We start from the raw sequence: 4,777 nt of genomic DNA on the forward strand, positions 1-4,777 counted from the left end.
GGACCGGCCCAAGGGTTGCCGTGATCGGCGAAAACGGGTGCGACGGAAAGTGTTAACAGAACAAGTCCGAGTGGCATGGCATTGGAGAGTTTCGGTTTCATATGATCAGTTCCTTCGAATTACATTCATAAATAAGAATAAATTTATGTATGGTGAAATTAAGGCGCCATTCTTATCACCGTTGGCAATTGTTCGCTGATTGCGGGCATGCCTGCCAGGCCGGCAGGCTGCCCCCAACGCAGTTAGAACAAACGCAAAATGGCTTGGTAGTGCTGACGCAGCCTGACCCCGAGGAGGCCGATGGACGGCAGCTATGGGCCGTTCGCACAAATTAGACACGATTTTGGACGAGTTTGTTTGAAGACTGTGTCGCTTTGGTGTCGTCGCAGAACTAGGTCAGGCTAGTATGTTCCAAGAGTAGGTCGAGTTACTGTGTTGCGAGATATGGGCAAAAGTTGGTGACGCGTGATCAGGCGGCGGTTTGAAGTTGGCGGATCCCGTCGCGGAACTCAACCCCCTGGATGATCTCGGGCAGGCGGTTTTGCCCGTCGAGTTTTCGCCATTTCTTCTGCGCCGACATCATCAGCTTGAAGGCCATGGCCAGCCCGGTCTTGCGGCTGAGGCATCCCTTGGTGCGTTTCGTTCGATGTCGGACGGTGGCGAAGGTGCTCTCGATCGGATTTGACGTCCGGATGTGCTTCCAGTGTTCCGCCGGGTAGTCGTAGAAGGTCAGCAGCGCGTCCCGGTCCTTGACCAGCTTGGCAACCGCCTTGTCCCATTTCACACCGTAGGTTGCGACGAAGAAATCGAAGGCGGTGTTCGCCTTGGCTTGGATGGATTTCGGGAGCGCGTTCAGCACGTTCATGGTCTTGTGGACCCAGCAACGCTGCTCCTGCGTCGTGGCGAACACCTCGCGCAGCGCGGTCCAGAACCCCAGGGCACCGTCACCGATGGCCAGCTTGGGGTCCTGCTTCAGGCCGCGGCGCTTGAGATCGAGCAGCACCTCGCGCCAGCTTTGGGTGCTTTCGCGGAAGCCGTCGGTCATCGCCAGAAGCTCTTTGCGGCCGTATTCATCGGCTCCCACGATCACCAGAACGCATTGCTTTTCCTCGGCCATCCGTGGCTTGAAGTAGACCCCGTCCGCCCAGATGTAGAGAAAGCGCCGGTTGCCAAGGTCGCGTTTCTGCCAAGCCTCGTAGTCTTTCCACCAGCCGGCCTTCAGCCGCGTGACGGTCTTGGCAGACAGGCCCTTGGCATTCGGGCCAAGCAGCGCCTCCAGAGCCTCGCTGAAGTCGCCTGTGGACACGCCCTTGAGGTAGAGCCACGGCAGCAGATCCTCGACCGACTTTGCCTTACGCAGATACCGCGGCAGGATGCTGGGCGTGAACGTGACCTTGTCTTTGCCAGCACCCCGATCCCGCACGCGTGGCACCTTCACGGGCACCGGACCAATGCCGGTCATCACCTCGCGTTCGGGCAGATGACCGTGTCGGACCAGGCGTGCCCGGCCGTCCTCGAGCTTGTCCCCAGAAAAGGCGTTCATGAGCGCGGTCAGCTCGGCGTGGATCGCCTGTTCGATCAGCTTGCGCGCTCCATCGCGCAGGACGTCGGTGAATGGGTCGGATGTAAAACCCGATGGATCGGGCAGTTGAGTGATGGTAGTCTCTGACATGTGGCATATCCCTTTCTCAGCAGAGAATTGACGGCGACTCGACACCGCCATGATATGCCGCCCCTCAGGGCATCACCAACTTTCGCGCGTTTCTCCTGTGTTGCTTTTGCTGTGGCCAAAACGATGATTCAAAACACTGTGTCTAACACAGCGTTTCAGCCCGCCTAGCGCCTCTCAAACGTACAAAAACTGTTCAAATTGTAACGGTTCATGCATGATTGGGCATGTCCCGCGTCTGCTGGGGGTGAAGGTGGTTCTGGCCCCACGAAAGGTGTTTTGTGCGTGAGCTGGCTGACGAGCTCGGGTTCATTGAGGCTGGTCGCATCCTCGAACAAGGCCTGCCCGAACCGCCTTCGCCCTCCCCGTGAAGATCGGAGAAAGTCCCTTCTTTCGCGGGATTTTTGGAAATCGTGCAACTAATCAAACGTAACCCCAACCGCCTTAGTGAATAGCCTGATCATCGGTCGAAACATTACACTAGTAAAATGTATTATTAGCACTATATCCAATGCCGACCCTGATTGCATCAAACACTACTTGAATGGACGGATTATGGAGCAGCTTACCCCCGACATGATGATCGTGCTGGCCGTGTTGGCTGGTGCCATAGCGCTTTTTGTAACTGAAATTGTACGCATCGACGTTGCAGCGATCCTCATTCTTGTCACCGTTGGGGTGCTGGGCCTTGTGGACTCCAGCATGCTGTTTGCCGGTTTTTCATCAAACGCCGTTATCTCGATCATCGCAGTGATGATCCTTGGTGCCGGGTTGGACAGGGTCGGCGTGATGAACAGTGTCGCGGCCTTTCTACAAAAGATCGGCGGCCGGACAGAAAGCCGAATTCTTGCCCTGATCAGTGGTACTGTGGCCGGGATCAGCGGTTTCATGCAGAATATCGGCGCTGCAGCATTGTTCCTGCCCGTGACCGAACGTCTGGCTGAGCGCACCTCGATCCCTGTGTCGCGCCTGCTGATGCCTATGGGTTTTGCCGCGATTCTGGGTGGAACCACAACACTTGTCGGCTCTGGCCCACTAATCCTGCTGAACGATCTTTTGGCGAACTCAATGCGCAACCTTGGGATGGAGTACGAACCCTTTAATCTGTTCGCCCCTACGCCGATCGGCCTTGCCCTAGTTGTTTCCAGTATAGCTATGTTTGCAGTTTTCGGTCGATGGCTGTTGCCTAACGTCAAAGGCGGCGGGCGTGAACGCCCATCCATGCCGCAGCTATCCGAACGCTACGGCCTGCAGAACGACACGCACGCATGGCGCGTGACTGCGGGCAGTGCGCTTATCGGCCGCAGCGTCCAAGAGATCGAGACCGAGTTCAAAGGCGTTCTGATTACTGCGATCACCGATGAAAACGGAATGATCGTAGCGCCGGCCCGTGATGTTGTGATCAAGGCGAACCTTACCCTAGGTCTGACAGGCTCGGACACTGTTCTTGACGACTTCACAAATGGGAACGGTCTTGTCGCAGCGGAAGAGGATACTTTTGCCCTGCTCCAGAATGATGAACTGGCCGGACTGGCCGAGGTCGTCATCCGCCCTGGTAGCGATGCTGTTGGCCAGCGCGTGCGGGATTTTGAATTCCGTAAGGTACATGGCATCACGCTGGTCGGCATTCACAGAAACGGCAAAATGCTGGAAGGTGATCTGCGCTTTCAGACGCTGGCCGCCGGTGACGTGCTGGTTTTCTTTGCCCGCTGGCAGCGCCTGACTGCGTTGTTGAAGAACCCCGCCTTCGTCGCCATCAGCGACTATCCTCGCGAACAACCCCGGACCGACAAGAAATGGTGGGCAGTTGGTGCCTTTGCCGTTGCTCTCTCACTGGTACTGTTTTCTGACTTCCGCCTTTCGCTCGCCTTGATGATCGGTGCCGCGATACTGCTTGTCAGCCGCGTCCTGTCACCTGATGAGGCCTATCGCGCGGTATCTTGGAAAACAGTCTTCCTGCTCGCTGCTCTGATCCCCTTGGGGCAGGCAGTTGAACAAAGCGGTACAGCCGCATGGATTGCGACCCAAGTGATTGGCGCAGTTGAAGGCATGCCTATCTGGGCGATCCAACTGGCCATCGTGCTGCTGACCACCGCTTTCACCTTGACCGTCTCGAACGTCGGGGCGACCGTCCTGCTGATCCCGCTGGCCGTTAATGTCGCAGTCGGCGTGGATGCAGACCCTGCGCAATTTGCGATGATCGTCGCTATCGCCGCGTCGAACGCGTTCTTCCTTCCTACCCACCAGGTCAATGCACTACTGATGGGTCCGGGCGGCTACCGTGTGAAGGACTTTTTGCGCGCCGGGCTAGCGTCAACAATCTTGTTTACCGTCGTCTTGTTGATCGGGGTCAACCTGTTTCTCTAGGGAAACATGACGGTAAGCAGCGTTAACGCCAATCATCAGGGTGACATTCGCGCAAAGTGCTATGTGACTGCCATGCGATCACAACGAGGCCCCCCGGCAGCCTCGCTTGTCAGCACTGATGCCGTCTCGGATATTGCAAGCCGCATCGGACGGAGAGGATGGTTGGGCCCATTCTCGTTGGTGATGCGCCAGTGAACTTCGAAGAAGCCCGACGCGTTCGGCAGCATGGAATGGCCCAATGTCGATACTAGGATCTCTTCGCCCGCGTCAGCGAGTTCATAGATGTCGACGCATCATGAGTGTGTAGCTGACTCGGAAGAGGACAGACCTTCGAGCCCCTCGACATTCGTTCGCTCCTCGTATGTCGGCCAATACCCGCGTTTTCGATCAAATTGAATTTCAGTCTGGAACTGCCTTTCGCACCACTATTAAGATGCTGCAAACTCAGTCCCGCTCTACCGTCATTTATCATGGTGTTGATTTCGCAAACGCGGCGAATGGCGGGTTCCGGGAAGCCGCAGCGCAGCATGACCGGGGATGGCTGAACGGCCTCTGTGGTTGGCTCCTGCATTGCAAGCGTTTTCTGTCGATGTTTGCGGCCATTTTCGTCAGTACTGTCGTCTGTCCGGCCTGTTTATGTTTTGGCATTGCCTCCACTGGCCCTGATGAATTCCGCGAGCGAGGTTCCAATCGGCTTATCGACCTCAGAGGGCCGTAGCCATTCCCGGAGTGTCCTTGCTC

General features: G+C 56.7%; 2 protein-coding genes. One reads left to right on the forward strand and one right to left on the reverse strand.

Features of this window, described 5'->3' with window-relative positions:
- Positions 1-469: 469 nt before the first annotated feature.
- Positions 470-1,672, reverse strand: a complete 1,203-nt coding sequence (locus VGP75_RS15370) for an IS256 family transposase (RefSeq protein WP_327544497.1) — start codon at positions 1,670-1,672, stop codon at positions 470-472.
- Between the two features lie 552 nt (positions 1,673-2,224).
- On the opposite strand from VGP75_RS15370, the gene VGP75_RS15375 reads away from it, so the two are divergent.
- Positions 2,225-4,036 carry an SLC13 family permease gene (locus VGP75_RS15375; protein ID WP_327544498.1) on the forward strand — a complete coding sequence of 604 codons (1,812 nt, stop codon included), beginning with the start codon at positions 2,225-2,227 and terminating at the stop codon, positions 4,034-4,036.
- The last annotated feature ends 741 nt before the right edge of the window (positions 4,037-4,777 follow it).

This window comes from Yoonia sp. (genome assembly GCF_036007805.1).
Lineage (GTDB): Bacteria > Pseudomonadota > Alphaproteobacteria > Rhodobacterales > Rhodobacteraceae > Yoonia.

Excerpts from the sequence above, each read along its gene's own strand:
- VGP75_RS15375 (WP_327544498.1), top strand. The coding sequence starts at position 2,225 with ATGGAGCAGCTTACCCCCGACATGATGATCGTGCTGGCCGTGTTGGCT.
- VGP75_RS15370 (WP_327544497.1), bottom strand. The coding sequence starts at position 1,672 with ATGTCAGAGACTACCATCACTCAACTGCCCGATCCATCGGGTTTTACA.